Origin of the sequence: Clostridium cavendishii DSM 21758 (assembly GCF_900141845.1) — a bacterium.
Taxonomy (GTDB): Bacteria; Bacillota; Clostridia; order Clostridiales; family Clostridiaceae; genus Clostridium_AG; species Clostridium_AG cavendishii.
This window is the reverse complement of sequence record NZ_FQZB01000012.1, coordinates 92,716-117,455: the sequence shown is the minus strand read 5'-3', so window position 1 is coordinate 117,455 and position 24,740 is coordinate 92,716. Positions and strand designations below refer to the sequence as shown.

At 27.3% G+C, this 24,740-nt stretch carries 21 protein-coding genes; 15 read left to right on the top strand and 6 right to left on the bottom strand.

The features are described 5' to 3' along the window. Nucleotides 1–74: 74 nt before the first annotated feature. Nucleotides 75–1,832: a helicase-related protein gene (locus BUB01_RS14320; protein WP_072989233.1), complete on the bottom strand. Its 1,758-nt coding sequence runs from the start codon at nucleotides 1,830–1,832 to the stop codon at nucleotides 75–77. Between the two features lie 387 nt (nucleotides 1,833–2,219). Here BUB01_RS14320 and BUB01_RS14315 point away from each other — a divergent pair, with 387 nt between their 5' ends. From BUB01_RS14315 to licT, 3 genes are all read left to right on the top strand, one after another. After that, nucleotides 2,220–4,094 (top strand): beta-glucoside-specific PTS transporter subunit IIABC, encoded by a 1,875-nt coding sequence (locus BUB01_RS14315; protein WP_072989229.1) that lies wholly within the window; start codon nucleotides 2,220–2,222, stop codon nucleotides 4,092–4,094. A gap of 91 nt (nucleotides 4,095–4,185) precedes the next feature. Further along, entirely contained in the window at nucleotides 4,186–5,598 is a 1,413-nt protein-coding gene (locus tag BUB01_RS14310; RefSeq protein WP_072989225.1) for a glycoside hydrolase family 1 protein, read from the top strand. 41 nt (nucleotides 5,599–5,639) lie between these two features. Then, nucleotides 5,640–6,473 (top strand): BglG family transcription antiterminator LicT, encoded by an 834-nt coding sequence (licT, locus tag BUB01_RS14305; protein ID WP_072989222.1) that lies wholly within the window; start codon nucleotides 5,640–5,642, stop codon nucleotides 6,471–6,473. Nucleotides 6,474–6,555: 82 nt separating this feature from the next. On the opposite strand, the gene BUB01_RS14300 is transcribed toward licT, so the two are convergent. Then, the gene (locus BUB01_RS14300; RefSeq protein ID WP_072989218.1) at nucleotides 6,556–7,734 is read right to left on the bottom strand and encodes a DUF5667 domain-containing protein; all 1,179 of its coding nucleotides are present in this window, start codon (nucleotides 7,732–7,734) and stop codon (nucleotides 6,556–6,558) included. 285 nt (nucleotides 7,735–8,019) lie between these two features. On the opposite strand from BUB01_RS14300, the gene BUB01_RS14295 reads away from it, so the two are divergent. After that, entirely contained in the window at nucleotides 8,020–9,117 is a 1,098-nt protein-coding gene (locus BUB01_RS14295) for a serpin family protein (RefSeq protein WP_072989215.1), read from the top strand. A 174-nt stretch (nucleotides 9,118–9,291) separates the two neighbouring features. Beyond that, nucleotides 9,292–9,591 (top strand): YciI family protein, encoded by a 300-nt coding sequence (locus BUB01_RS14290; RefSeq protein WP_072989212.1) that lies wholly within the window; start codon nucleotides 9,292–9,294, stop codon nucleotides 9,589–9,591. Between the two features lie 178 nt (nucleotides 9,592–9,769). Here BUB01_RS14290 and BUB01_RS14285 read toward each other — a convergent pair whose 3' ends face one another. Beyond that, entirely contained in the window at nucleotides 9,770–10,426 is a 657-nt protein-coding gene (locus BUB01_RS14285; protein ID WP_072989208.1) for an HAD family hydrolase, read from the bottom strand. Between the two features lie 229 nt (nucleotides 10,427–10,655). On the opposite strand from BUB01_RS14285, the gene BUB01_RS14280 reads away from it, so the two are divergent. Continuing rightward, a complete protein-coding gene (locus tag BUB01_RS14280; protein WP_207649996.1) occupies nucleotides 10,656–12,725 on the top strand; it encodes a S8 family peptidase in 2,070 nt (689 codons plus the stop codon). A 109-nt stretch (nucleotides 12,726–12,834) separates the two neighbouring features. Here BUB01_RS14280 and BUB01_RS14275 read toward each other — a convergent pair whose 3' ends face one another. Next, nucleotides 12,835–13,860, bottom strand: coding sequence for a threonine aldolase family protein (locus tag BUB01_RS14275; RefSeq protein WP_072989201.1), 1,026 nt, complete (start codon nucleotides 13,858–13,860; stop codon nucleotides 12,835–12,837). Nucleotides 13,861–14,328: 468 nt separating this feature from the next. On the opposite strand from BUB01_RS14275, the gene BUB01_RS14270 reads away from it, so the two are divergent. The 3 genes from BUB01_RS14270 (at nucleotide 14,329) to BUB01_RS14260 (ending at nucleotide 16,496) form a co-directional block, all read left to right on the top strand. Next, nucleotides 14,329–14,946 carry a DUF1062 domain-containing protein gene (locus BUB01_RS14270; protein ID WP_072989198.1) on the top strand — a complete coding sequence of 206 codons (618 nt, stop codon included), beginning with the start codon at nucleotides 14,329–14,331 and terminating at the stop codon, nucleotides 14,944–14,946. A gap of 190 nt (nucleotides 14,947–15,136) precedes the next feature. Further along, nucleotides 15,137–15,409: a CD3324 family protein gene (locus BUB01_RS14265; RefSeq protein ID WP_072989195.1), complete on the top strand. Its 273-nt coding sequence runs from the start codon at nucleotides 15,137–15,139 to the stop codon at nucleotides 15,407–15,409. 217 nt (nucleotides 15,410–15,626) lie between these two features. Continuing rightward, complete coding sequence (locus BUB01_RS14260; RefSeq protein WP_072989191.1) at nucleotides 15,627–16,496, top strand: NAD-dependent epimerase/dehydratase family protein; 870 nt, start codon at nucleotides 15,627–15,629, stop codon at nucleotides 16,494–16,496. Nucleotides 16,497–16,595: 99 nt separating this feature from the next. Here BUB01_RS14260 and BUB01_RS14255 read toward each other — a convergent pair whose 3' ends face one another. After that, nucleotides 16,596–17,156, bottom strand: a complete 561-nt coding sequence (locus BUB01_RS14255) for a DUF6143 family protein (protein ID WP_072989188.1) — start codon at nucleotides 17,154–17,156, stop codon at nucleotides 16,596–16,598. A gap of 238 nt (nucleotides 17,157–17,394) precedes the next feature. On the opposite strand from BUB01_RS14255, the gene BUB01_RS14250 reads away from it, so the two are divergent. The 3 genes from BUB01_RS14250 to BUB01_RS14240 all read left to right on the top strand — a co-directional run bounded on the left by BUB01_RS14250 (nucleotide 17,395) and on the right by BUB01_RS14240 (nucleotide 20,956). After that, nucleotides 17,395–18,027, top strand: coding sequence for a tRNA-uridine aminocarboxypropyltransferase (locus tag BUB01_RS14250; RefSeq protein WP_072989185.1), 633 nt, complete (start codon nucleotides 17,395–17,397; stop codon nucleotides 18,025–18,027). A 111-nt stretch (nucleotides 18,028–18,138) separates the two neighbouring features. After that, complete coding sequence (locus tag BUB01_RS14245) at nucleotides 18,139–19,614, top strand: protein adenylyltransferase SelO (RefSeq protein WP_072989182.1); 1,476 nt, start codon at nucleotides 18,139–18,141, stop codon at nucleotides 19,612–19,614. Nucleotides 19,615–19,939: 325 nt separating this feature from the next. Continuing rightward, nucleotides 19,940–20,956, top strand: coding sequence for a Gfo/Idh/MocA family oxidoreductase (locus BUB01_RS14240; protein ID WP_072989179.1), 1,017 nt, complete (start codon nucleotides 19,940–19,942; stop codon nucleotides 20,954–20,956). A gap of 117 nt (nucleotides 20,957–21,073) precedes the next feature. Here the strand turns inward: BUB01_RS14240 and BUB01_RS14235 are convergent, their stop codons facing one another. Then, a complete protein-coding gene (locus BUB01_RS14235) occupies nucleotides 21,074–21,553 on the bottom strand; it encodes a DUF2628 domain-containing protein (RefSeq protein ID WP_072989175.1) in 480 nt (159 codons plus the stop codon). Nucleotides 21,554–21,879: 326 nt separating this feature from the next. On the opposite strand from BUB01_RS14235, the gene BUB01_RS14230 reads away from it, so the two are divergent. The 3 genes from BUB01_RS14230 to BUB01_RS14220 all read left to right on the top strand — a co-directional run bounded on the left by BUB01_RS14230 (nucleotide 21,880) and on the right by BUB01_RS14220 (nucleotide 24,740). Further along, nucleotides 21,880–22,743, top strand: coding sequence for a pentapeptide repeat-containing protein (locus tag BUB01_RS14230; protein WP_072989172.1), 864 nt, complete (start codon nucleotides 21,880–21,882; stop codon nucleotides 22,741–22,743). Nucleotides 22,744–22,919: 176 nt separating this feature from the next. Then, nucleotides 22,920–23,390 carry a DUF6323 family protein gene (locus tag BUB01_RS14225; RefSeq protein WP_072989169.1) on the top strand — a complete coding sequence of 157 codons (471 nt, stop codon included), beginning with the start codon at nucleotides 22,920–22,922 and terminating at the stop codon, nucleotides 23,388–23,390. A 9-nt stretch (nucleotides 23,391–23,399) separates the two neighbouring features. After that, a complete protein-coding gene (locus tag BUB01_RS14220; protein WP_072989167.1) occupies nucleotides 23,400–24,740 on the top strand; it encodes a DUF6179 domain-containing protein in 1,341 nt (446 codons plus the stop codon).

The window sequence follows — 24,740 nt, the reverse complement described above, 5'->3', positions numbered from 1 at the left end:
CTATTCATATAAATTCGTAAGGGTACTCTTTTAAAGTAAGTTCAAATAACTAAATCCAGAAATTGGATAGTTTCTTATAATTTCAAAAGTATATTGTTAATGCTTTCACTAACGGTAATTCTAGCATCATAAACCCAAGACTCATCAAATTCTAAATTAAAAACTTTGGAAAATGAATAATAAAGGTTTATCTTTTGATAGTAAATTTCTAGCTCATATAAATCATTAAATTTAAGTATTGGTTTTGATAAAATTTCTTTTTTAGCTACAAAAAGTTCGTCTATATAATTCAAAAACCAAGACAGTAGTTCATCGTTACTAACATCAAAAGGTATTTTTAATAAACTCCATTCAATAATTTCTGATAATTTATAAAATTTTATACTATCTAAAATAATCAAGTATTCACTTATATTCATTTTCCTATAATAGGGTACTTTTTCTTCAAGGTTACTCCATAACGCTAGTTTTTCTTTAAGTGGAAGGTTTTTAATTTTTAATATTTCTTCACTTGGTCCAAGCACTGCTTCTTGAATAGGCTTATCATCTGTTTCTAAAGCATCATATATAAATTCTTGCGTATTGCCATAGGAAGCTACAAAGCCTTCATCATATATGCCTATTCTACCAGCTCTGCCAGCTATTTGTTTTACTTCTTGAGAGGTTAAAAATCTAATTTCATTGCCATCAAATTTTTTAATATCCATAAAGACTATTCTTTTTATAGGAAGGTTCACACCCATACCAATAGCATCTGTAGTTATTAAAACAGTACTTTCTTTTGAAATAAATTGTTCATATTGTTTTCTTCTTACTTCAGGAGGTAAATCACCATATATTAAACTACAGCGTATTCCTAAATTAGAGTAGTGAGTAGCAAGTTCTAAAACTCTCTTTTTTGAAAATACAACTAGAGCATCCCCATCTTGTACGTCTTTATAGGAAAAGGCTTCTCTTTGAGGAATTAAAGGAATGGTTCTTCTATATTCTTTTATTTCATAAGCATCTTTACAATCTTCTATTATTTCTATTAGCAGATCTTTAGCATTTATAGCTCCACATATATGAATTTCTTTGCAGCGTAGTCCTAATAAAGCTCTAGTCCAAGCTATTCCCCTTTGATCATCATTTATCATTTGAATTTCATCAATTATAGCAATTTCATATTCCTCATTAATATTTAATTTTTCAATAGTACAAGAAATATGATTAGCACCTTCAACAAGGACTTCTTCTTCTCCTGTTAGTAAATTACATTTAACACCTTCTTTATTTAGCCTTTCATAATTTTCTAATGCTAATATTCTTAAAGGAGAAAGATATATGCCTTTAGAAGCTTCTTTTAATCTCATCATTGCATTATAGGTTTTACCCGTATTTGTTTCTCCAAGATGAAGAAATATCTTTCTAGGTGTTAATCTAGCTTCCCTATATTCATCCTTTGGATTTGAAGGAAAGACTCTTTCGAATTCCTTAGAAATCATTTTTGGGATATGTGTACTTACAAGTACGCTAATTATTCCAGACCTTAAATAGTTATTAAAATTACCACTGACAACTTCATCAAAAGAGTAGGAGGTGTTGTTTTTTTTGTTATAGCCTTCTATTAATCTAATAGATATATATTCTAGTAATTCTAGGTATTTTTTATAAATATTTTTATAATCTTTGAAACCTAAGTCTTTAAATTCATCTAGTTCACGAATTTTTTTTCTAATTGCAGCATCGTGTTCCCATAGGGCATTAATTTTTGTATGTCTAACTATTTGTTCAATTTGAGGAATTTGGCTTTTAAGCTTTTTAAAATTCCTTTCCATAACTCCTTTTTTCATAGATGATCCTTTCTAAAAACAAAGTTTATTTTGATATATTTTATTATAAAGTAACTTTTTGATTAATTTAATATTATATTATATTTGTAAAATAGCATTATTAAATATTATCTGGAATTTAAACTTTATTATTCTTTTATATTAACTTTTAGGTGTTAATCAAAAAGCAGAAAAGAGTTTTTGAAAATATTTTAATTTTTATATTGAAAATGTTTAATATGTATGTTAATATGTAATCAATTAAACAACTATATATTGTCTAAACATTTTTGTTAAGGCATGTTACTGGTAAAGCAGGCAAGACCAAAATAAAAATGTATTTCTCTTAGGGAGAAGTGCATTTTATTTTGGTCTTTTTTATATTTAAAAAACGGAGGAGGAAAAGTTATGGATTACAAAAAAGTAGGAATTCAAGTATTAGAACTTGTAGGTGGAGCTAAAAATATAAGTAAGCTTACACATTGTGCTACAAGACTTAGATTTGAATTTAATGACATGGAAAGGGTAGAAGTAGAAAAAATTAAAAAGTTACCTGGAGTAATAAGTGTAGTTAACAAAGGAGGTCAATTCCAAGTGGTTATTGGAAACGATGTACAAACTGCTTATAGGGCTATACTTAATGCATCAGGAAATATTTCAGGAACAAAAAGTAATTCAGTTAAAAATAATAAACAAAAGGAAAGTATAGTTTCTCGTTTTATAAGTGTCATATCAACAACTTTTACACCTATGATTCCAGCGATTACTGGAGCAGGTATGATTAAAGCTGTATTAGCTATTTTGACATTAACAGGCGTTTTAAACGATAAGAGTCAAACATATTATCTTCTAAATACAATTGCAGATGCAGCATTCTTTTTTATGCCAGTATTACTTGCATATGGTGCAGCAATTAAGTTTGAATGTAGTATAATACTAGCTATAACTGTTGCAGGGGTATTATTACATCCTAATTTGACAACACTTATGGCTTCTAAAGAGTCAGTACATTTTATGGGGTTACCTGTGAAATTAACTGATTATGCTGGATCAGTATTACCTATTATTATAACAGTATGGATAATGTCTTATATAGAAAGATTTGCAGAACGTGTTTCACCATCAATTATTAAATTCTTTACTAAACCATTAATTATATTATTACTTACAGCACCACTTGCATTAATAGTTATAGGACCTTTTGGAACTTATTTAAACGATTTAGTAGCAGCAGGAGCTGAAGCTATTAATTCAAAAGCTAGTTGGCTTATACCTTTCCTTATGGGAGCACTACAACCTTTCCTTGTTGTAACTGGTACAGCATGGGCTATGACACCAATTGCTACAATGCAACTAACTAATAAGGGAGCAGAAATGATTAATGGACCTGGAATGTTAGCATCAAATATAGCACAAGGTGCGGCAACGCTATGTGTTGCAGTAAAAAGTAAAAACAAAAATTTAAAACAACTTGCAGGATCAGCAGGTGTTACAGCATTATTAGGTATTACAGAGCCATCACTTTATGGTGTTACTTTAAAACTTAAAAAACCTTTAATAGCAGCTATGATAGGTGGAGGATGTGCTGGTATATATGCAGGACTTTCAGGACTTGTACGTTATGCTTTTGTTTCACCAGGACTTACAGCACTTCCAGCATTTATAGGAAAAAATCCTATGAATATAGTACATGCATTAATTACTTGTGCAATTGCTTTTGTTGTTACATTTGCATTAACTTGGATAATAGGATTTGAAGATATAATAGAGGAAAAAGAGGAAGAAACTATAGAAAAAGTTACTAACGAAATTAATTTAGAAAATAATAAAATAATTGAAATTGCTAGTCCACTTTCGGGAGAATTAATTCCTTTAAGTAAAGTTAATGATGATGTATTTTCAGGAGGTCTTTTAGGAAAAGGCATGGCAATTATACCTGATAAGGGCACTGTAGTTGCTCCAATTGAAGGGAAAATAGCAACTGTACTTGAATCAAAGCATGCCATTGCAATACAATCAGATAGTGGTTTAGAAATATTAATTCATATTGGGCTTGATACTGTAAATCTTGAAGGTAAGCATTACACAGCTTTTGTTAAAACTGGAGATAGAGTTAAGGTTGGAGACAAATTAATTGAGTTTGATATAGAAGAAATTAAAGAAATAGGTTATGACATAGTGACTCCAATAGTTATTTGTAATTCAGATAAATATAAAGATATAGTAGGCTATGAAGAAAAGAAAGTATCATTTGGAGAGGGTATTATAAAGATTACAAATTAAATAATATTAGAATTTTAAGTCAGGCTTTGTGATGAAATTAAGGTCTGACTTAAAGACTAAAATATTTAAGTTAAAGAGAGGAGATTACAAAATGATATATAATAATATAAAAGAATTTCCTGAAAATTTTTTATGGGGTGCTTCAACATCAGCTTATCAAGTTGAAGGTGCGTCAAATGAAGATGGAAAAGGTATGTCTGTGATAGATATGTGTGACCATCCGAAAGAAACATCAGATTTTAAAGTTGCAAGTGACCATTATCATAGGTTTAAGGAAGATGTAAAGTTGTTTGCAGATCTTGGCTTAAAGGCATATCGTTTTTCTATAGCTTGGACTAGAATTATTCCAAATGGAATTGGTGATATAAATGAAAAAGGAATTAAATTTTATAATGATTTAATTGATGAATTAAATAGTTATGGAATTGAGCCTATAGTTACAATGTTTCATTTTGATTTACCTTATGCTTTAGAAGAAAAGGGAGGCTGGGGAAATCGTGAGACTATAGATGCTTTTATAGAATATGCTAAAGTATTATTTGAATGCTTTGGCTCAAAGGTTAAATATTGGCTAACAATAAATGAGCAAAATACTATGATTCTGCATCCAGGAGCTATAGGAATACCTAAGGGATTCGAAATACCCACTAAAAAAGAAATATATCAGCAAAATCATCATATGTTATTAGCTCAAGCAAGAGTAATGAATTTATGTCATAAAATGTGTCCTGATTCAAAAATAGGACCTGCTGTAAATACAACAGCTATGTATGGGGAAACCTGTAATCCTAATGATGCTATTGCAGCCCATAATTGGGAAACTATACGTTGCTGGAGTTTCTTAGATGTAGCAGCTTTTGGAAGATACAATAGCTTATCTTGGAGTTATCTAGTAGATAGGGGATTAGAGCCAAATATACTAGAAGGTGATATGGAGGAAATGGCTAGTGCTAGGCCGGATTTTATAGCTATAAATTATTATTCAACTGCTACAATTGCAGCAAGTAAAGGTGATACGTCTGATATATCGGCAAGAGCTGGAGACCAACAAATAATGTTAGGGGAACAAGGTGTATATCGTGCAGCTGAAAATCCATATGTTGACAAAACAAAATATGGTTGGGTTATAGATCCTGTAGGTCTTAGGTTGACATTAAGAAAGGTATATGAAAGATATAATTTACCGATACTAATTACCGAAAATGGAATAGGAGCACCAGACGTAGTAGAAGAAAATGATGTTATAAATGATGATTATAGAATTGATTATATAAAAAAACATCTAGAGCAATTACAATTAGCAATTACTGATGGCGTTAAGGTTATAGGATATTGTCCTTGGTCTGCTATAGATGTAGTAAGTACGCATCAAGGATATGGTAAGCGTTATGGATTTATTTATGTTAATAGAGATGAATTTGATTTAAAGGACTTAAGAAGAATCAAAAAGAAAAGTTTTAATTGGTATAAAAATGTTATAGCTACTAATGGGAAAGTATTATAAACCTTTTATAAATTTAAATACAAATGCTGAAGGTGAATAAAATGAAGATAGTTAAAGTGATGAATAATAGCTTGATTTTAGCACAAGATGAGAATGATAAACAAATAGTCATAATGGGAAAAGGTCTAGGTTTCATGAAAAAAGCTGGTGATGATTTAGATGTTGACAAGATAGAAAAAATATTTGTAGCAAAGGGAGAGAATGAAACCAAAGATTATGTTAAGCTTATTGAAAGAACACCGATTGAATATATTGAAACAACGAATGAAATTATAGAATATGCTACAGAAAAATTAAACTTTAAAATAAATAGTCAAATATTTATTACTTTAATTGATCATATTTCTTATGCAATTACAAGATATAAGAGTAACATAATCATGCAGAATCGTTTGCTTTGGGAAGTTAAAAAATTCTATCCAAAAGAATTTGAAATTGGAAAATATGCAATTAAGCATATTAATGATAAACTTAACATAGAGCTGCCAGAAGAAGAAGCTGCAAATATTGCATTTCATTTTGTTAATGCTCAAACAGATGAAGGAGAAATGCAAAATACTCTACTTACAATAAAAATGTTAAAGGATATTTTTAATATAATACAATACAATTTTGGTATGAAACTTGATAAAGATTCTTTAAGTTATTCTAGATTCTTAACGCATCTTCAATTTTTTATTCAAAGATTAATTGATGATAAAATGATAGAATCTAAGGATACATTTATATTTGAACAAATCAAAAATGAATATCCTAAGCAATTTAAGTGCAGTGAATTAATTAGAAATTATGTAAAGAAGGTATTAGATAAAGAATTAACTAAAGAGGAAATTCTTTACTTAACTATTCATATTGTTAGAGTAACGCAAGTATAAACTAATTGATTATATTAAGAGAGGGTGTAATAATTTACACCCTTTCCTATAAGAAAAAATTTTAAAATATTAGCTAATTATGTTATTTCTTATTTCCTTTACCTTCATTTTCCTTCTTTTCTTTATCATTTTTCTCATGTCCATTTTCTTTAGCTTTTGAAGCTTGGTTATCTTTAGCTTCATCTGGTTTTGACTCTTGTTTATTTACTTGTGTTTCTGGTGTTGCTACTTCATTTTCTTGCTTTTTTTCTTGTCCATGATTATTTTTCTTTTCTTCATTATTAGGAGTAGTTGAATTATTTTGAGGAGTAGTATTTTCATCTTTTACTTCTTTATTTTGGGTTTTATCTTTATTTTTATCTTTGTTTTCATCTGGAGTTTCTTTATCTTTTTGCTCCTTAGTTTGAATATCTTGATTTAAAACATCTAATTGCTCTTTAGCTTGTTCTTTTGTTATAATTCCTGCTTCTAAATCTTGCTTAATCTTTTCTTTAGCTTGTTTGTTGACTTCTTTAATTTTTTCAAGCCCACCTTTTATGATAGCCTTTTTTTCTTCAAGTACTTTTTTCATTACTTCTTTTTCAGTCTCATAGGCTTTGGTGGCTTCATCTAAGCTTGTCTGAGCTGCTTGAATAGCTGCTGCATCACCTTCTTCTTTAGCTTTTGCTAAAGCTTCTTTAGCAACATTCATAACTTTTCTTACATCATTAAGCTTATGTCTTTCTTCAACCATAGCCTTAACAGCTTCTTTTTTAGTTTTTTGCATTTCTATAACATTTGCAATAACTTCTTTAGCCTTATCACCTAATTTATTTTCTAAGTTAGTTAAAACTTCTAAAGATTTTGTTTGTTTATCTTGTATTTTCTTTTCTAATTCTGATAAATTATTGGTTGTTTTTTCGTCTGTAGAGTCACCTTTATTTTCAATTACTGTTTGAAGTGTTTCAGTAGCTTCTTGCATTTTTTGATTAGATGCTTCTAAAGCTTCATTTGCCAAATCAGTTTTATCAGCTTCAGCCATAACTTCACTTTCTCCAAGTCTTTCTTCGGCTATATTAGCTAAGGTTTCAGTCTTAGCTTCATCACTAGAAGATAATGAGATACTTAAATCATCTAATGCCTTATCGATTGGATAAAGAATGCTATCAGGTGTAATTCCAGCTTCTGATTTTAAAGTGGTTTCATCTGTTGCAAATGCCTTAGTTCCACTTATACTTATTATTATTGCTGCCATAGTAACATAAATTGCTATTTTTTTCATTTCTAATTCCTCCATTTATATAAATTATTTTATATAAGATCACTTTGATGTGTCTTTGTCTATATATACGAAAAATTAAAAAATTTTTAGGGGGTAATAAAAAAATAATTTATTATAATTAAATAACAAATATAAATATAGAACAATAGAAGTTTAATGCTTATTCTGAAAGAAATTTCTTGATTATGTAACTATTTTTGAAAAATTTTCGTATAAATTAATGAAGTTATGTTTAAAATTACATAATGGTATGAGATTTTAATAATATCTAGGAGTGTGAAAATAATGAAAAAGAAGAGTATGGCTATTGTAATAGTGTCTATAATTATTACTTTTTGTATTTGGGGATACTTATATTATATAAAGACAGCAAGCTTTTCAAATGAAGAGTATAAACAAGCAATCACTAAAATTGATAATAAAAAAAATAATATGTATGTTGTATTAGATGTTCCTATGGAAAATAAAAATATGATTTGGTGTGGCACTTTTCAAATGGCTTGGAATGAGCTTAGAGACAATATGATAAAGGAAGATATAATTCTTGAAGGTGATAATATATTAGTTAAAGAACTTAATAAAAAGAATTTTACTAAAAATGATATAGATGAAAATAGCTATATAGCTATGGTTGGATATAATAAAGATGGTATAGTAGAAAAGGTTAATAAAGCATTAAAAGATAAGTTTAATGAAGGTGGAAAATGGCAAGTAGAAACAGTTTTAAATAATCCAAATGATATATTAGCGTATGCATTTCTAAAAAAGAATGTAGAATTTGAGTATGCTTTTGAAAATTTGAAAGATGGAGTAGAATTTAGTGATGAGAAAGTTCAAGCTTTTGGTATAGGTGACAAAACAGTTAGAGAGAATAAAGAAGCTTTATTAAATCAGATTAGAATCCTTTATTATGGTGGAGATGACGATTTTATAATATCTTTAAAAGGAAAAAATCCAGAAGATGAACTCATATTATCTAAAATACCTCCACAAGATACCTTAAATAATACCTTAAAATATGCATTAGATCATAGGAAAAATGATGGAGAAGTTTATCAAGTGGCAAGTTTAAAAATACCAAAATTAAATTTTGATTTTAAAAAGAATTTTACTGAACTTGAAGATAAAAAAGTCCTAAATAAGGGTTTTGAGGATTATAAAATAAGTAGTGCAATACAAAGAACACAATTCGATTTAACAGAAAAAGGAGCAGAGTTGAAGTCAAAGGGTGAGATTAGTATGAAAAAGAGTTCATTACCTATAAGTAAACCTAAAAATTTAATTTTTGACAAACCATTTTTATTATATATGAAAGAAAAAGATAAGAATAGACCTTATTTTGTTACTTGGATTAATAATACAGATATAATGAAAAAACAATAATAATTTCAATTATTTTTCTTTGGAATATAAATTTAATTTTACATTTTGTTTTTCTAAAACTAATAGCAGAAAATGTGTTTAGAATTTATTATAGGAAATGGTTAAAAATTAAAATAATAATTTTATAAATTATTTAATAGAAAACTATAATCAAATTATAAAGGAGATGAGAAAATGAAATTTTTTATCATTGAGGGGTTAATAAAAAATCCAACGCTTATTAATGAAAATATTTTAAATGAACATATAGCTTATTCTAAAAAGGAATTTGAATCTGGTAGAATTTTAGTGACTGGACTTAAGAATGATGAGAGTGGTGGAATATTTCTTATGAAAGCTGAGTCAATGGAACAAGTGGAAAAGTATTTATCTGCTGAACCACTTAAGACTAATGATATACAAGATTATCGTGTAATAGAGTTTACTCCACATAATTTTCAGTTAATAGCTAATGAATGGTTTGAAAAGCAATAATTTGAGAATAAATAAAAAGAATAAAAATCAGACTTGTAGTTGATTCAAGTCTGATTTTTATTTATACAATACTATATAATAAAAATACGAGCTAAGAAACTCTTGTTAAAGTCATTTAAAATTTGTTATATTAACATCATTTTTAAGTAAAACTCAAATTTTAAATATTAAAAGTCAATTATTCAAATAAGAATTTTTCAAGTTCAATAACATTACTAAAATAATGATCACAATTTTCTTTCATAAAATCTATTATTAGCTTATTTGTATGAGACCAACCTGCTCCGGCAAAGGCTACATTACAAGCTTTTGCCATATCAGAACCAGGTTTTAAGTCATCTACCATTATTAAATCTTCAGGTTTAAGATTATATTTAAACATGATTTCTTTGAGTGGGTATGGATTAGGTTTACGTTCTTCTTCACAACGTTCCCAACCAAAAATCATATCTGGGATGATACCGCAATTTTTTAAGTAATCACGTTTTATATTTTCACTATAAGAATGTGAAACCACGCAGACTAGTCCACCTTCTTCTTTTTGTCTCTTTATAATTTTTTCAAATCCAGGATAAAAGGCTGGAATATTAGATTTAACATGTTCTTTCCATGTATTAACTTGATAATTCATTTCTTCCTCTGTAAATTTTAATATATCAAAGCACAGCGAATGAAAACCTGGGTCAAAACAATACATCATAAATTCATCTAGCGTCATTTTAGTATCAGGGCGAAGTTTTGATAAGGTATTTTTAAAAACTGGGAAATGTATTTCAGGTGTGCTTTGAGCCACGGTATCGTCGTGGTCGAGTACTAAACATTTGTATTTTAACATAAATTACTCCTTTTTATTTATTTTTCTCAATATTATAACATAATAAATAATATATTATGTATATTATACCTTAATAAGTTGTATTTTTCATGTATAAGAATTAACAACTTAATGACAAACATATAAATTATTATTAAAAGATAAAGTAAGTTTTACGTAATTACTTTATTATTTTTTTCATAATGTATATAAAGGGAAATTCTTATTTTTTATAAGTGCAAATATTGAGGTGGTGATTAGAATAGAAAAAGGTTATGGGATTGGAGGTGTGTATAAAGCTGAAAACAAAGTAAAAGATGGTTACGCATTTTCCGAAGAGAATGAATACAATTATGCTACAATAGAATATCAAGGAGATATTCTAAATGCTACAAATCGTATTCCAACAGCACATGTGTATATACTTGATTCAAGTAGAGCAATAATTGAAGTCAAAGGTGATATAAATGAGGTTATAAGTAAACTTTCAGGTGTGACTGTTAAGATAATCCCTAATCTCACAGATAAGGAGTTTATTGCAATACCTCATGGTACTTTTGCAACAGTTGAATATCAAGGAGATATTGTTAGTGCTGTAAAAAAAGTTGCTAATGCCAGAGTTGTGGTTATTGATTCTAAGCGTGCAATATTAGATATTATAGGTAATATAAAAGAAATTCAAGAGGTTTTTAATAAACTTTATGATGTTATTACTTTTGAAGTTCCCAGTTTATTATATACATTGTGTGATATTTCGGTTGTAGAAGCCTCTGGAGCAAGTATTTTTAATAAAAGTGTTTATTTGCCATTAGATGGTTCTGGAGTTACAGTTGGTATTATAGATACAGGTATAGATTATTTAAATGAAGAATTTATTAATGAAGATGGAACATCAAGGATTCTAACTATATGGGACCAAACAATTGAAAGTGGGAAAAAGCCTGAAGACCAATATGGAGGCAGTGAATATACACGTGATGATATAACTAAAGCTATTAAAGCAAAGCGTGAAGGACTTAATCCTTATGATATAGTACCAGTAAGAGATGAAATTGGTCATGGTACTAGTATGGCTTCTATTGTAGGGGCAAGAGGTGTAAAACCAGAACTTATAGGAGTTGCTCCAAAATGTAATTTTGCTATTGTAAAAATTTATTATGCACCATTAACAAGAAGAGAAGAATATGGTGTATATGGAAAAGAAGTTGCTTATTCAACGTCAGTTATATTTTTAGCACTTAATTATTTGAATAATCTAGCAAATAGAATTAAAACCCCAATGGTAATACTTTTACCATTAGGAACTAATCTTGGTTCTCATAATGGATTATCTTTTACAGAGAGATATATAGATGATATATCAAAAAAGAAGGGAATAGCTGTAATAGTACCTACAGGAAATCAAGGGGATTCAGATACCCATTCTTCTGGAAGTTTAACAGATGTAAATAATTATAGTAATATTGAACTGAAAATTGGTGATGGACAAAAGAATATAAAATTTGAAATATGGATTAATAGACCAGATAAATTTTCATTATCAATTGTATCGCCCTCTGGAGAAATAATAGATAGAGTACCACCTGTTATTAATAAAGTGACAGAAATTAAGTTCTTATATGAAAATACTATAATATATGTAGAATATGCTATACCAGAAGTATCAACTGGAGAAGAATGTATTACAATTAGAGCTATTAATATAAAAGAGGGAATTTGGACATTTAAATTAATTGGAGAATTAATTGTGACAGGAAAATATGATGCTTATTTACTTCAAAGGGAATTGTTGGCTCCAGAAACAAAGTTTTTAAATCCAGACCCATATAGAACACTAACTCAGCCAGCTACATCGCTAAGTGGTATATCAGTTGGTTTTTATAATCAAAATAATAAGTCAAACGTGGAGGAGTCTGGTAGAGGTTATACGAGAGATGGAAGGATTAAGCCTGATGTAGTAGCTGGAGGAGTAAAGGCATTAGTTTCTACAATTGATGGAAAAACAGAAATGATAACAGGTTCAAGTGTTGCAGCAGCTGTAGTAGCTGGATGTTCAGCACTTATGTTTCAATGGGGAATAGTTAATGGAAATGATAGAAGTTTATATTCAACAAAACTTAAAACATATTTAATAGGTGGGACATTAAAACAGGAGGGAGAATTATATCCAAATCCGGAGGTTGGGTATGGAGTTATTAATATTAAGTCTATATTTGATAATATTAGATTTGAATTTAATGATAATACTATGTTTACAGAAAAAATAATTAATCAAAAAGAGTTTTATATAGGAAAAATATTTATAAGACTACCATTATAAAAAGATTTGAATGACTTAATTTTATAAGTTTATTATCAATAAATATATCCATCCTTTAAAAGCGATTAAATTAACAATTTTAAAGGATGATATATTTCTATGATTGTTATCAGTTATGTTTTTTTATTTCTGATAAAAATTCATGGATTTTTTCTTCTTTAGTAGCCCATGAAGTAATTAACCTAATAGCAGAGCTATTATCATCTATCTTTTTCCAAGTGTAAAAGCTAAATTTTTCCTCTAATTTTTTTATTAGTTCATTTTTTAATATAGGGAAAATCTGATTAGTTTTAGAATTTACTAAAAAACTACAATTTAATTTTTTTAGTTCATTAGTCAAAAGAGTAGCCATTTTATTAGCGTGTTCTGCAAGTTCAAAATAAAGGTTATCCTTGAATAATTCTTCAAATTGAATTCCTAAAAGCCTTCCCTTTGCAAGCATAGCACCTTTTTGCTTTATATGATATCTAAAATCCTCTTTTAAACTTTCATTTTTTATTATTAATGCTTCTCCAAGAAGGGCTCCACCTTTAGTTCCGCCTATAAAAAATGAATCGGTAAAATCACACATATCTTTTAATGTTAAATCAGCTTCTTTAACACAAATAGCTGCTCCCAATCTTGCTCCATCTGCATATAAAATAAGATTTTTTGCTTTACAAAAATCATATAGATTCTCTAATTCTTTCTTTGTATATATTGTGCCTAATTCTGTGGGGTTAGAAATATATACAAGCTTTGGTTTTACAACATGTTCATTTACATAAGAATTTAATACTTCTTGTATTTTTTCCGTAGTTATTTTTCCATCACTTGAATCTACTGTAATTACTTTATGACCAGTATATTCTATTGCTCCAGTTTCATTAACCGCAATATGACCGCTACATGCAGATATACAAGCTTCATAAGGTTTTAGAAAAGCTCCTATTGTTATTAGATTTGTTTGAGTTCCTCCAGATATAAAATGAACATCAATATTTTGATTTTCTGTTAATTCTTTTATTTTAGAAATTGCATTTTTAGAGTGAGTGTCATTTCCATAACCTTCTTCTTGAACCATATTTGATTCTATTAAAGAATCCAGAATTCTTGGATGTGCACCTTCACTGTAATCATTTTTAAAACTATACATTGTAAATCTCCTTTATTTTATGTAAAATTATTTTTACTAATTATAACATAAGTTTATTAACATAATGATAAGATTTTTTATATTCTTATAGTATATTATGATATATAGCAGTAAAAAGATAGGCATTAAGGAAGTAAGCAATGAATATAAAAAATATTTCTAATAGAATTTATTTTGAGTTAATATGATAATCATATTGGCTTATTTTCATTTACTAAATGAGTATTAGGTTTTATACATCATGTAGAGTTGGTAAAATATATATATCAAACAGATTGGAGGAATTATTTATGACAAGAGATTTTTTAAATGCATAGCAGAGGCTATTGCATTATTAAAGGAAACTCCTACATTATTATTCGTATGAGTAAGTTTGCATTAACCAAATTTAAATTGGGATGTTTACTTATAAGATATAATGAAATAACCTTTGCAAATCCTAAAATTTAAATAACTAGGAGGAGCAAAATGAGCTATTTAAAAAAATATAGATGGGAACTAGTTCCAGAAAATTTACCAAAAGTAAAAAGGAATTGTCCAAAATGTAATGAAAAGGCACATTATATAAGTAGTGAAAAGTTTAGAATTAACGCAAATAAAAATAATCTTGATGTTTGGTTAATTTATCAATGTGAAAAGTGTAAATCTACTTGGAATATGACAATATATGAAAGAATAAAACCTCAAGATATTAATAAAGATGAGTATGAAAGATTTCTTTCTAATGATAAAGAATTAGCAAAAGAATATGCCTATAATTTAGACTTATATAGTAGAAATAAGGCTGAACTTATTTTAGAAGGTATAAGTTATAAATTAATTGAAAATAAATTAGAATCATATTATATTAATGCAAATGAACTTGTGGTTGAAATTGTTTGTAAGTATCCAATAGAAATTAGGGTAGATAAATTCTTAAGCGATAATCTTGGAATTTCAAGAAGTAAAATAAAAAATATGCATAAAAAAGGAATGATTATTATTAAGGATGATAAGAATTTACTAAATTCTAAAATAAAAAATGGAATGGAAATACATTTCCTGAACGTCGAAGAACCTAGAGAATTTTTGAAAAATATTGGTTGATATAATAATGTATAGAGTTTACTTGATTTAAAGAGAAAAAATAGGTAAAATTATAAATATAATGAAAAGAAAAGGGGGACTTTTTATGACAACACCTTCTATTAATGCATAGCAAAGGCTATTGCATTAAATTATAATTAAATAGCCTTTGCTTACACCTAAATTAAATAATATATTTAGGAGGGGCATTATGTGCTATATTGCAGCGAAAGAAGTATTACCTATAGAGATAATTGAATTAATTCAAACTTACATAGAGGGTGAGTATATTTATATTCCTAAGAAGGAAGCCAATAAAAAACCTTGGGGAAGTACAACAACTACTAGAAAAGAAATTAATTTAAGAGATTCTAGTATTTATTCAGAATATATGAATGGGGTAAGTAGGAATAGTTTAGCTGAGAAATACTTCTTATCTAAAAAGAGCATAGATAGAATAATATTAAAAGAAAAATCTAAATAGTATTTATGAGCCAGATTAGTTTTAAACTTGAGGCTCATTTTTAATTTTATATGATATTAAAGAATTATTAATTATAAATACTAGAAACTAAGGTGTTTTTAGAAAAGAAATAGCACTATAAAGTGATTATAGTAACAATTTTTTCATAAAGTGTATATGAAAAAATATATTACGTAGAATATGAATTTGTGAGATATAAGTAAAAAGGGGAAGTAATATGGATGTATTAGTATTTGGAGGAACAAGGTTTTTTGGAAAAGTTTTAGTAAACAAGCTTATAGATATGGGACATAATGTAACGATAGCAACAAGAGGTTTAACTAGGGATACTTATGAGGACAGGGTTAGTAGGATAACTTTAGATAGAGAAAATAAAGAAAGTATAGAGTTAGGATTAAAGAATAAAAAGTTTGATATTATATATGATAATTTATGTTATTCATCTAATTCAGCAAAAACTTTATGTGATATTATTAAAGATAAAACAAAAAAATATATAGTAGTATCAAGTTCAGCAGTATACAATTTTGATACATATATAAAAGAAGAGGATTTTAATCCTGATAACTATGAAATAATATATGGTGAAAGAAAAGATTTTTCTTATGCTGAGGGAAAAAGATTAGTAGAAGCAGTAATATTTCAAAATTATAATATACCTACAATAGCAGTAAGATTTCCAGTTGTTTTGGCAGAAGATGATTATACTAAAAGATTGTATTCATATGTAGAAAGTGTAATGAAAGAAGATAGTCTTAATATTGATAATATGAAATGCGACTTGAGTTTTATTAGTTCAAAAGAAGCTGGTGAATTTTTAGCATTTTTAGTTGATATGAAATATACAGGAGCAGTAAATGCTGCAAGTGAAGGCAGCATTACACTTAACGAAATTATAGCATATATTGAGGAAGCTGCAGGTAAAAAAGCTAATATAAAAGTAGATGGTGAAACTGGAGCTTATAATGGAATGTTTGATTGTAGCTTAGACATATCTAGAGCAAAAGAATTGGGATTTGAATTTAATGAAATTAGAACCTATATATTTAATTTGATAGATAAGTATAAACAATCAATAACAGTATAATTAAATTGTAAAAATCCAATGATGTTTTGAATATCATTGGATTTTTTAAATACAATTTATCAATTTAAAATTTAGAAATGTAAACCTTAAAAATTATTTTTAACAATTAGGTTTTTCCCACCATCCTAAAGCAACTATTACATTAGCTAAATTTGAACTTGTTGATTTTATAACTAATACATAGCTACCTCCAGGTCCTTCTATAAATTTACCATCTTCTTCAGATACTAATGTTGTGTTAGGAGGTACGATTCTTTCATACACATTAATACCATTTATAGGAACCATATCAGTAGCGGATAGAAATCTAATATCAACTTGATTTTTAGGAAGAGGGTCTAAAGCTGTATTAGTTGGGGAAACTTTGTTTGATATAATGCTATTTTCAGGAATAGTAGTATTTAGCCATATTTCAGCTGTCAAATACTCATCAGAAAAATTTGATATAGTAAACACATTAGTGTATAAGTTAACGAATGAATTCATTGGATTTGATAAAGCAGCCCAAGCATTTAAATTATTCCCCACTAATAAATTATCTGTTTGTCCCACAAAATATTGTCCTTTCATTGATTTAAATAAAGAAGGTGGAATACTAACTACTTCTTCTATTTTAAAGTTCTTATTTTTAACCATATAATTTTTATCTCTTTCTAACATAAAATTCATCTCCTACGATTTTAATTAGAATATACCTTATTATAATAATATTCAGTAATTGCTTAAAGGTTCATAAATAATGTTTAGAGTATATTTGAATTTAAAGGTTTAAAAATAAAAATTATATATTGATGTAATGTGTTATATTTTAGGAATATGCTATAATAAATCTCACAATAAATTTATTATAATACATTACAAAAAAAATTAGTTATGTAAAAGAAGCTTAGGAGGCAAAATGAGTTCAAGTTATAAAGTCAAACAAATAACAAGTTTATATAATAGTTGCAATGAATGTGGATTACCAATAATAAATTGTTTCTGTAGTAAGATAGAAAAAGTAGAAAGCAAAGCGATGATTTGCATTTTATCTACTGAAAAGGAGTTTTACAGACCATCAAATACAGCAAGATTGTTAAAGTTAGTTAATCCAGTTTCAACAAAAATTTTTCTTTGGGAAAGAAAAAATAAACCGAATGAGCTTTTAGAAATCCTAAATAATGAAGAATATGAACCATATTTATTATTTCCAACAGAAGATCTAGAAAGAAAAGTAGAATATAAAAAAACAGAAAAAATTCCTGTTTTTATTATACTAGATGGTACATGGAAAGAAGCAAGAAAATTATTTAGGAAGAGTGATTATTTAAATAATATACCGATTGTTTCTATAGAGCCTAATTTCAAATCAAAGTATGATTTGAGAAGAGGAGTAGAAAGTGGTAATTTATGTACAATAGAAGCAGCAATGGAAATATTAAAGTTAAATGGAGAAGTTAATAATGCTAAAGTTATAAATGAGGTATATACTCTATTTTTGAAAAGCTATAAAGCTGGTATAAGTGGACATTGTTTAAAAGATAGTATTTGATTTAATTTTAACATAATTAATGGAGTATAATAGATTGTTAATTAGGTAAAAGCTAAAAGAAGAAGCATAAAATTTAATTTTATAATTAAAGATTAAAAAAAGGAGATAAATATGATAGAAACGAAATTAACAGTGGATACAGGCTTTAAATTAGATAATAGTTATGCTCGGCTTCCTAAAATATTTTTTAAAAGGCAAAACCCAAGTGAGGTACCAACACCAAGTTTGGTTGCTTTAAATAGTAAATTAATAAAAGAATTAGGTTTAAATGAGAATTTACTAAAGAGTGCAGATGGAATAGGAATATTTGCAGGTAATAGGCTTTTGGAAGGTTCAATTCCTATTGCTGAAGCTTATGCGGGACATCAATTTGGTTATTTTACTATGTTGGGTGATGGTAGAGCAGTATTACTTGGAGAACATGTAACTTCATTAGGTGAAAAATTTGATGTTCAACTTAAAGGGGCAGGGAGAACTCCATATTCAAGAGGAGGCGATGGCAAAGCAGCATTAGGTCCCATGTTAAGAGAATATATTATAAGCGAGGCTATGAATGCATTAGGTATTCCTACTACACGTAGTTTAGCAGTTGTTAAAACTGGTGAAAAAGTAATACGTGAAGGAGAACAAATAGGAGCAATACTTACTCGTGTAGCTTCAAGTCATATAAGAGTTGGTACTTTTCAATATGCAGCAAATTGGGGAACAATTGAAGATATTAAAGTATTAGCAGATTATACTTTAGAAAGACATTTTAAAGTTCCTTCTACTATAGAAAATAAGTATCTTTTTTTATTAAAAGAAGTAATAAAGCGCCAAGCAAATCTTATTGCTAAATGGCAATTGGTTGGATTTATTCATGGTGTTATGAATACAGATAATATGGCAATAAGTGGAGAAACTATTGATTATGGTCCATGTGCTTTTATGGATGCATATGATCCTTCAACAGTATTTAGTTCGATTGATGTTAATGGTAGATATGCTTATGGCAATCAACCATATATTGCATCATGGAATCTTGCTAGATTTGCTGAAACTTTAATACCATTACTTCATAATAGCCAAGAAAAAGCAATAAAACTTGCAGAAAAAGAAGTTTCAAATTTTCCTAATTTATATCATGATAAATGGTTTTCTGGAATGAAAGCAAAGCTTGGCATATTTAATGAAGAGCTAGAGGATGCAAACTTGATAGATAGTCTTTTAAATATTATGGAGAAATATAGTGCTGATTATACAAATACTTTTCGTTCATTAACTTTAGACGATTTAGAAGATATAGAGATGTTTAATTCAAAGGAGTTTAAAAAATGGAATACGCTTTGGGTATCTAGATTAGAAAGACAAGAACAAACAAAAATAGAGATTAAAGAACTTATGAAAAGGTCTAATCCTTCAATAATTCCACGTAATCATAGGGTAGAGGAAGCGTTAGAAGGTGCTATAAAGCAAGAAGATTATAGTGTTATGGAAAGATTTCTTGATGTACTTTCAAGACCTTACGATTATTCAAAGGATCAAGAAGAATATAGTATTTTACCTGAAGTATCAAATTGTAAATATAGAACTTATTGTGGAACTTAAACAAAAAGTTATAAAAAAGGCTTTATTAAATCAATGTAATAAAGTCTTTTTTTGTATTTTGAATTTTTTAGCAGCTCATTAGGTAAGCCTAGAGAATGATGTGTTTTGCTAAAATTGATGATATAATTTGTATAAAAGTTATATCTAGAACAAATAAACAAAGAGATATTTGAATTTGAAAAATAATAATTTAATATAAATTTGTGATATAATTTAGGCAGTAAATTATTTATAGATAAAGGATATTTAGTAATAATAGAAAGAGCACGTTAAAATAAACTTTAATAAAGAGAAATATTATAAGGATACATTTAAGGAGGATATTATGCTTACAATTGGTTATATTGGAAATGGTAAAAGTACTAATAGATATCATCTTCCATTTGTTATACAAAGAGAAAATATAAAGGTAAAAACAATATATCAAAGGAATCCTGAGCATGAGGTTTGGGATAGAATTGAAGGCGCAAACTATACATCTAATTTAGATGAAGTATTAACTGATAATGACATTGATTTAATTGTAGTTTGTACAAGACATGATAGCCATTATGAATATGCTAAAATGGTGCTTAAGCATAATAAACATTGTTTAGTTGAAAAACCATTTATGGAAACTTCAAAACAAGCAAGAGAAATATTTGATTTAGCAAAAGAAAAGGGGCTAATTGTACAGGCATATCAAAATAGACGCTTTGATAGTGATTTTTTAACTGTTCAAAAGGTTATTGAAGAAGGAAGGTTAGGAGATTTAATAGAATTAGAAATGCATTTTGATTATTATCGTCCAGAAGTACCAGAAACTATTAAAAAGTTTAATTCTTTAAATTCATATTTATATGGTCATGCTTGTCACACCATAGATCAAGTAATCAGCTATTTTGGTAAACCAGATAATATACATTATGATGTAAGGCAATTATTAGGGGTAGGTAGAATGAATGATTATTTTGATATTGATTTATATTACGGAACATTAAAGGTTTCAGTAAAGTCCAGCTACTTTAGAATTAAGGAAAGACCAAGTTTTGTTTTATATGGTAAAAAGGGATGCTTCATAAAAGAAACTAAGGATCGTCAAGAGGAACATTTAAAGTTATTTTATATGCCTAGCAATAAAGATTTTGGCGTTGATAACTTAGAACATTATGGTACTCTAACCTATATAGATGGGGAAGGTACAATGCATGAAGAAAAAGTAAAGTCTGTTAATGGTGATTATGGAAGAGTGTATGATGATTTATATGAGACTATTGTAAATGGAAAAAGCAAAACAATTACTGATGAACAGATAATGCTACAAATGCAAATATTAGAAACAGGAATAAAAAATTTAATATAAAAATAAAAGGTCTTTTAATGCTTAAGTTAAAAGACCTTTAAAAATTCTATTTATCAAATTTATATGAATACTTGCGAAATAAGTTCTATTAATTAAATCAAGCTTTATTAATCGTATTTAATGATATAAAAATGTAATAATGTCTATCATAAAAATTATTACAATTAAAGCTATAGGTAATATAGGACTAGTTCCTCCAACTTTTGAAAGTTTGAGTTTAGTTTCTTCTTCTGACAGTCCCATGTTTTTTACTTCTACTATTTTTTTATTTGTATGTTGATAGTATATATAGTTTCCAAACACAGTTATTAATATATCTATAGCTAACCATATAAAGAAGTATATAGGTGAGGATAAATGTTTACTCATAAGATTATCAATTAATGTTCCAATTAATACGAGCGATATACCAACAGCATATAGTTTTCTATATATGAACCATAGTCCTCCTAAAAAGAAGGTTGCCCAATTCCATGAAAGTTTCTTTCCATTATCAAATAGTTCAAATTTTTCATTATAAAATTTTGAGTTTTCAACTACAAATAAAGAATATTCTTCGTTTGTAAATGATGATTTTGTTTTATAAGATTTCTCCATATCAAATATGCCTCCTTAAATTTTATATTAGGTAGTTTTATAAAGTTTAAATATATCCTTTTACCTTGTATATTATAAATATACAGAATGTAACTTTTAAATTATATATATAACCTTTGAAAATGTGCTTTTGAATAGTAAAGTGTCGTTTTTATATAATGAAATAACATGTGTCACAATTTTTGTTTTATCGGAATAATTTATTAAATTTGTTAAGCAAAATAACTTATAATTGGTATGGTGATAATATAGTAATTTAATATAAAATTGTGATACAATTTAGAAGTTGGATTGCTTATAGTTAAAGAATATGGGGGATAACAAATATGATACATAAAAATGAAAATGATGATAGTAAAAAGTTATATAAAAATTTAAAAATTGATTGTGAGAAATGTTTTGGATTTTGCTGTGTTGCATTATACTTTTCTTCTTCAGAAGGATTTCCAACTGACAAGGATGCTGGTAAGCCATGTATAAATTTAAAGTCTGATTTTAAATGTACTGTACATAAGAATCTTAGAGAAAAAGGGCTTAAGGGATGTACTGCATATGATTGTTTTGGAGCAGGTCAAAAGGTAGCACAGATTACGTATGAAGGACAAGATTGGAGAAATAATCCAGAAAGTTCAAAGGAGATGTTTGATGTATTTCTGGTTATGAGACAGATTCATGAAATGTTATGGTATTTAACAGAAGCATTCAGATTACAAAGTGATAAAATTATAAGAGAAAAAATTGATTATATGATAAAAGAGACTGAAAAAATTACTAAGTTAGATGCTAGTTCAATCTTAAAATTAGACTTAGTAATGCATAGGGCTAAAGTGAATTCTTTACTTTTGAAAACTAGTGAGAGTTTAAGAAATGAAGCACGTAAAGGAGCAAAGAGTGATTTAAAGCGTAAGAAAAAAATTTCTGGCAGGCTTAATTTAATAGGATCAGATCTTAGAAAGGCTAATCTTAAAGGTGAAGATTTGTGTGGCGCACTTCTTATTGCATCAGATCTTAGAAATGTTGATTTAACAGGAACGGACTTAATTGGAGCAGATTTAAGGGATGCAGATTTAAGAGGAGCTAATCTTTCAAATAGTATATTTATTACACAGCTTCAAATTAACGCAGCTAAAGGAGACTCTAATACTAAGTTACCATTATCTATAGTTCGTCCTACTTATTGGGAAAAGTAAAATTTATATTATAAATCGAAAAAGGAGTTGGCTTTTAGTCAACTCCTTTTTACATTACAAAACACATTGACAAAAATGTATGCCAATGCTATAATAAACAATTATAAATATATCATTTTAATCATATCACATTTATAAATAAAAGTCAATACTTATTTGAAAGGAAGTTTTAAATAATGAAAAATTCTATTGATCTATTTAAAAATAATTTATTAGAAAAACAAGTTTTTAACGAGGTACTCTCTTGTAATGAACTTACAAGAGAGTATAGTCTAAAACTCTCTGATGCAGATGTTAAAGAAATTCTTAACACAAGAAATATAGCACTTAAGAAGACTGGAAGAATAGAGTTTAATGGTCAAATTATAAATAAAATTATTACTTCTTTTTGCGATTCACCGTATATATCTCAATATAATTATAGTGATACAATAAATGAACTTGTAGAAATTTTTTATAATTACAAAAATGAAACTTTAGATTATATAGGTGATGAGGAATTAATAGAAATCATGAAAGAAAAATTTGATAATTATTGCCAAGGATCTTTGGAATTATTGGAAGGGAAGGTATTATACAGGATTGCAAATAATATAAAAAGCGGATTTAAAGATTATACAAATCTTGATAATGAGAAGGATTTATAAGGTGTAAATATGAAAAGTAGTTTAAGAGAATATGTTTTTTTAGATAAGATTAGTGAAGAAAGTTTCTTTAAAGATATTTTATTAAGATGTTATGAGAAAAAGATATTAGATGATTATATATTAAGTAAGATTTATAGTGAACGAATGGAACTTTTAAGAGAAAAGCTGAAATATTACACAAAAGACGATAGTAGTTCAGTTATGATAGAAATTGCTGAGAAAATTTTAAATAGTATTGATTATACAATAGGAATTTATTTGAAATCTTTTAATGATAAAGAACTTATTATAGATCAATTAAAGAATATTAGTTTATCTGAAATGTTACAAAGAGGTCAAGATTTAATTAGTGAAAAGGTATTAGAAAGTAGACTATTATTTGATAAAATTAGCGAGAATAAATTAGCCATAAACAATTACTCATACAATGATACTATAAACGATGGTCTTTCGTTATTTTTTAAAGAATATGATGCTTTTTTTTATTCTCATGAAACTCCATGCTCAATAGATTATCAACTTTCCTTTGATAACATAAATTATGTAGGTGTCGAATATATGTATAACTATTTAAACGACTTAAACCTAGAAAATGAGTTTTGTAATAAATTTGATATAGCTGAAATAGTAGAATTATTAAAAGGCTATGATGAGCAAAGTGAAGTTTTACTAATAAATGTTTTTGAATTAGTACTTGTTAATGCTTTAGGAGTATTAATTTGCGGTAAAGATTTAAATAGCCTAAATATTAGTAATTTAGATAGGGATTATATAAAGAATAATCTGGAAAAACTATCTTTCGATAGATTACAAGAAGAATTGTTAAAACATATGAGAATATGCTGTGAAAGTTTAAATATTAAAAATGAAAACTTAATAGCTTATATGGAAACTGCTACATTAAAAATAACTTCATTAGTAAACGAAAGTATAAAAATAAATAAATTAGAAAAAGTATTTATATCTTTTAAGCAAGATATATATGAGAATAATTTTAAATATATAGATGGAGAAAAAATGCCAAACTCTAAATTTAAAGATTTAACTGAAGAAATTAGGGATTGCTCTTTAGTAAATGACAAAATCATTTTAATTAAGGAGAATATCAAAAGTTTAGAAGATTTAATTGATATGTTAAATGCTGAATGCCTATTTGATGATGAATATATTAAATATTTTAAAAGCCTATCGAAATTTGAAAGTAGTCTTTTATCAAAGTATGTATGTAATCTAAACTTTGAAGGTGAATATGAAAAAGAATGGTATAATAAATTTTATGAATATATTTTAAGTTTAAGTGATTATGAAAAAAGAGAAATAAGTGAAATAAAAGAAAAAATACAAATTTAA

What these genes read in the sequence shown, in the direction of transcription:
- BUB01_RS14310 (WP_072989225.1), top strand. Translation starts at nt 4,186, where the DNA reads ATGATATATAATAATATAAAAGAATTTCCTGAAAATTTTTTATGGGGT.
- BUB01_RS14275 (WP_072989201.1), bottom strand. Translation starts at nt 13,860, where the DNA reads ATGTATAGTTTTAAAAATGATTACAGTGAAGGTGCACATCCAAGAATT.
- BUB01_RS14315 (WP_072989229.1), top strand. Translation starts at nt 2,220, where the DNA reads ATGGATTACAAAAAAGTAGGAATTCAAGTATTAGAACTTGTAGGTGGA.
- BUB01_RS14320 (WP_072989233.1), bottom strand. Translation starts at nt 1,832, where the DNA reads ATGAAAAAAGGAGTTATGGAAAGGAATTTTAAAAAGCTTAAAAGCCAA.
- BUB01_RS14225 (WP_072989169.1), top strand. Translation starts at nt 22,920, where the DNA reads ATGAAAAATTCTATTGATCTATTTAAAAATAATTTATTAGAAAAACAA.
- BUB01_RS14285 (WP_072989208.1), bottom strand. Translation starts at nt 10,426, where the DNA reads ATGTTAAAATACAAATGTTTAGTACTCGACCACGACGATACCGTGGCT.
- BUB01_RS14265 (WP_072989195.1), top strand. Translation starts at nt 15,137, where the DNA reads ATGTGCTATATTGCAGCGAAAGAAGTATTACCTATAGAGATAATTGAA.
- BUB01_RS14300 (WP_072989218.1), bottom strand. Translation starts at nt 7,734, where the DNA reads ATGAAAAAAATAGCAATTTATGTTACTATGGCAGCAATAATAATAAGT.
- licT (WP_072989222.1), top strand. Translation starts at nt 5,640, where the DNA reads ATGAAGATAGTTAAAGTGATGAATAATAGCTTGATTTTAGCACAAGAT.
- BUB01_RS14260 (WP_072989191.1), top strand. Translation starts at nt 15,627, where the DNA reads ATGGATGTATTAGTATTTGGAGGAACAAGGTTTTTTGGAAAAGTTTTA.
- BUB01_RS14270 (WP_072989198.1), top strand. Translation starts at nt 14,329, where the DNA reads ATGAGCTATTTAAAAAAATATAGATGGGAACTAGTTCCAGAAAATTTA.
- BUB01_RS14235 (WP_072989175.1), bottom strand. Translation starts at nt 21,553, where the DNA reads ATGGAGAAATCTTATAAAACAAAATCATCATTTACAAACGAAGAATAT.
- BUB01_RS14230 (WP_072989172.1), top strand. Translation starts at nt 21,880, where the DNA reads ATGATACATAAAAATGAAAATGATGATAGTAAAAAGTTATATAAAAAT.
- BUB01_RS14255 (WP_072989188.1), bottom strand. Translation starts at nt 17,156, where the DNA reads ATGTTAGAAAGAGATAAAAATTATATGGTTAAAAATAAGAACTTTAAA.
- BUB01_RS14220 (WP_072989167.1), top strand. Translation starts at nt 23,400, where the DNA reads ATGAAAAGTAGTTTAAGAGAATATGTTTTTTTAGATAAGATTAGTGAA.
- BUB01_RS14290 (WP_072989212.1), top strand. Translation starts at nt 9,292, where the DNA reads ATGAAATTTTTTATCATTGAGGGGTTAATAAAAAATCCAACGCTTATT.
- BUB01_RS14295 (WP_072989215.1), top strand. Translation starts at nt 8,020, where the DNA reads ATGAAAAAGAAGAGTATGGCTATTGTAATAGTGTCTATAATTATTACT.
- BUB01_RS14245 (WP_072989182.1), top strand. Translation starts at nt 18,139, where the DNA reads ATGATAGAAACGAAATTAACAGTGGATACAGGCTTTAAATTAGATAAT.
- BUB01_RS14240 (WP_072989179.1), top strand. Translation starts at nt 19,940, where the DNA reads ATGCTTACAATTGGTTATATTGGAAATGGTAAAAGTACTAATAGATAT.
- BUB01_RS14250 (WP_072989185.1), top strand. Translation starts at nt 17,395, where the DNA reads ATGAGTTCAAGTTATAAAGTCAAACAAATAACAAGTTTATATAATAGT.